Below are 3402 nucleotides of genomic sequence, written 5' to 3'. Positions count from 1 at the left end.
AACAGGTGCGCCTCGTCGGCCCGCACCTGCGGACCCGCGATGCGGCCGCCCCGCACGCCGCCGCCGAGCACCCAGTAGGCGCTGCCGTGGCCGTGATCGGTGCCGCGATTGCCGTTCTCGCGGAAGGTGCGGCCGAACTCCGAGACCACCACCACGACCGTGTCGTTCCAGCCCGTACCGATCTCCTGCACGAAGCCCGCGATGCCGCGCCCGAGTTCGCCGAGGCGGTCGGCCAGGTATCCGGTGGCGCCGCCCTGGTTCACGTGCGTGTCCCAGCCGCCGACATCCACGAAGCCGAGGTTGAACTGATCGCGCATCAGGCGTCCGATCCGGCGGGCGGCCAACGCGAAGCCTTTGGGCGAGACGGCGCCGCGATCGGCCTGGGCCTGATGGTCCGAGATCGTCCGGTAGACCTCGTCGCGAACCCGGAAACCCTCGTTCACCGCACCCGCCAGGGGCCCGCCCGCATACATCGCCCGGATGAGGTCGGCCTGACGCTCGTCGATTCCGGGCTTGCCGAGCCCGTTGATGGCGACGTTGGGCACGGGCTCCGGCCCCCGGAAGACCAGGGGCGACTGCTCGGTGAAGGCGACGGGGCGCACGCGGGTCAATTCGGCGGCAAGCCGCGCCATGAAGCCGGACTGGTAGTTGCGCGATTCGCCGACGGTCTGCCCGAGTTCGATGGTATCCTGCGTCTCGAAATGGCTGCGGGTGAGATCGTTCGTGCCGGCGAAGGGCACGAAGGCCGCCTCGCCCTTGGCAAAGAGCGGCAGGATGGTGTCGCGCAGGGCCGGATGCAGGCTCCAATCGGCATCGAGGGCCAGAGCGGCGGCCGGATTGGCCAAGTCCGGCCGAGCGACCGCGAGGGTCGGGCGGGCGCGGTAGTAGAAGTCGCTACCGGTGGGGATCACCACGTTGGCCGCATCGTACGCCCCGCGCAGGAATACGACGAGGAGCCGTGCATCGGCCTTCGGCGCGGCCCAGACCCGGCCGGCGACGGTGCTGGCGCCGAGGGTGGCGGCGGCGCGAAGGAGGTCGCGTCTGTTCATCGCGCCGGTGCCTCACTGCATGAATTCGGGGGACGACAGGAACAGGGTGTTCCAATCCTGGGGCGAGACCGCGCGGCTCAGGGCCAGCTTCGTCTGCGCCGTCAGGGTGCCGGCGAGCGGTCCGAAGTAGAGGGCGTTCTGCAGGAGCGGGAAGGCGGGCTCCTCGACCGCGTCGGGCAAGGCCGGCTTGAACAGGCCGGACGGCCCCGAGCCGATCTGCCGGGCGATCTCGAAGCGCGTCGTGAGCTGGCCGGGGCCGTTCCAGGCCCCCGCGTCGAGTGGGTAGCCGTCCGGCGTCGAGCGGTTGAACAGGCCCTCGCCAAGGCGGTTCAGCCAGCCCTGCACGGGCGCCGTGTTGCGGATGACGCGGTCGTCATAGGCGAGGCGCAGGGCCGAGAAGACGTACCGCACGGGGTCCTTGAAGCCCTTTCCGGCGGCCTCCGCGAATTCGGGTGCATGGACCAGGGCGTCGAGGATCGCCGCGATGTCGCCGTCCCGGCGCTCGTAGATCTCGGCCAGACGCGCGACCAGGGCGTCGGAGGGCGGCCGCCCCATCAGGTAGCCGGCCATCGCCCGGGTGACGTTGCGGGCGGTGGCGGGATGCCGGCTCAGGATGTCCAAGGCCTCGCCGATCTCGTCGAAGCCCCGCCCCCGGATGGTGTGGCCGAGCAGCACCTTGTCGCCGTCGTCGTGCCGGGCCGGATTGAAGAGGAAGAGGCCCCGGCGGACGATCCTGTCCTGAAGCTCAGGCCTGACTTTCGGGTTCTCGGGCCGCGCGTCGATGCCGGCTCCCGTGAGGATTCGGGCGAGTTCCTCGACGTCGTGCTGGCTGTACCCGCCCCCGACGCCGAGGGTGTGCAGCTCCATCAGCTCGCGGGCGTAGTTCTCGTTGATCCGGCCGGCGGCGTTCTCGGCGTTGTCGAGGTAGCGCAGCATCGCCGGATGCTCGAGGCTCGCGCCGAGCAGGTCGCGGAACCGCCCGAGGGCGTGGGGCCGGATGGCGGTGTCGACATAGTCGCCGACGAGGGCGCGCAGGTTGGCCTTGCCCTGGTGCACGTTGAAGCGGTTGAACCAGAACCAGGTCATCCGCTCGCGAACCTGATCCGGCGCGTAGAGCGCCCGCAGGATCGTGGCCGCCACCGACTGCCGCAAGGCGTCGTTCAGGGCGCCCTGATAGGCGGCCTGCGCGGTCTTCTTCGCATCCGGGTCGGTGAGCGCGTTCGCGGCCTTGGCCTGCGCATCCAGGGCGGCGACCCGCTCGATCAGCGGGCCCTTCGGTTGCGCGTCTTCGATCTGGGATTGCGCGCCGGGCGGCAGCGCCATCGTCGCGGCCGGGTGAAGCTGCGCCGACAGCCACGCCTCACGTCCCTGTGCCCGCAGCGCGGAAAAGCTCGTCGGCGAAGCGCCCCAGGTGAGTGCGTCGAGGAGCGCCAGATCCGAGGGGCCCGGCGGCGCGGGCGCGGCGGTCAACGGCGCCGTCGCCAGCACGAGCCAGATCGACGCGGACCCGAAAATCGCCCTGCGGCCGGACTTCACCATGGACCACCCTCGAGGCTCTCCAGGCGGACGTTTCGGCCACGGAAACGTGGCGGAGGCATGGTGAAGCCGAGCCGGGAAACCCGCCGGAAACCAGATGTCCGAGGCGGCCGGAGCCGCCTCGCGTGCTCCGCCCCTACCGGCCGAAGATGCCCTTCAGGAACTGGGCGGTGCGGTTGCGCTTCTTCTTGCGCTCCAGTTCGTTGGCGTCCTTGACCCAGGCGACCTGCACCACCCGGCGCTCGCCCTCGAACGGCTCGTGGCCGTGCCAGGAATTGTCGGCCCTCAGGAAGGCGAACATCGTGCCCATGGTGGGGGGCACCTCGACCGCGAAGGGCTCGTAGTTCTTGCCGTCGTAGAGCACCCGCAGGCGCCCGGCGGCCGGCGCGTCCCAGGCATCGTTCATGTAGATCAGCATCGTCATCACCTTGGACGGGCCATCGGTGTGGATCGAGCCGTATTTCGGCTGGCTCTTCTTCATGATGGTGGTCAGGCGCGGGCAGGAGACGAGATCGATCCCGAACTTCTCGCCCATGATGCGCGAGAACTCGTCGCTCTCCAGCTCGTCGATCAGCGCCTTGAAGCGGCCCTTCAGCGCCACCTCGTCGACCGTGAGGTACCCGGGCTTGGCGATCGCGGGGAAGTCCTGACGGATCTCGTCGACGGCCTCGGGCTTGAGAACGTCGTTGCCGAGAAAGAAGCTGTAGGGCTCGCGCGACACGGGGGCAGCGCGCACGGCATCAAGGTTGAGGATCGACAGTCCCGTCATGGCTCGACGTTCGTCCGTTCGGGCGGACCGGGCCCTCAGCCTGGGGTC

Annotated in this window: 3 protein-coding genes; all 3 read right to left on the bottom strand. The window is 69.9% G+C overall.

Annotation, left to right across the window (positions count from 1 at the left end; all coding sequences use genetic code 11):
- Positions 1–1049: DUF1501 domain-containing protein (locus K2X24_RS00015; protein ID WP_292493487.1), on the bottom strand; the 1049-nt coding region annotated here is incomplete at its 3' end.
- A gap of 12 nt (positions 1050–1061) precedes the next feature.
- Complete coding sequence (locus K2X24_RS00010; protein WP_292493486.1) at positions 1062–2588, bottom strand: DUF1800 domain-containing protein; 1527 nt, start codon at positions 2586–2588, stop codon at positions 1062–1064.
- A 133-nt stretch (positions 2589–2721) separates the two neighbouring features.
- Positions 2722–3354, bottom strand: coding sequence for a 2OG-Fe(II) oxygenase (locus K2X24_RS00005; protein ID WP_238276960.1), 633 nt, complete (start codon positions 3352–3354; stop codon positions 2722–2724).
- Between the last annotated feature and the right edge of the window lie 48 nt (positions 3355–3402).

The organism is Methylobacterium sp., from assembly GCF_019750675.1.
In the GTDB taxonomy this organism is placed as follows: Bacteria; Pseudomonadota; Alphaproteobacteria; order Rhizobiales; family Beijerinckiaceae; genus Methylobacterium.
Note: the sequence above shows the minus strand (reverse complement) of the source record. Positions and strands in the feature narration are given on the sequence as shown.

Coding starts and splice junctions, on each gene's coding strand:
- K2X24_RS00005 (WP_238276960.1), bottom strand. CDS start 3,354: ATGACGGGACTGTCGATCCTCAACCTTGATGCCGTGCGCGCTGCCCCC.
- K2X24_RS00010 (WP_292493486.1), bottom strand. CDS start 2,588: ATGGTGAAGTCCGGCCGCAGGGCGATTTTCGGGTCCGCGTCGATCTGG.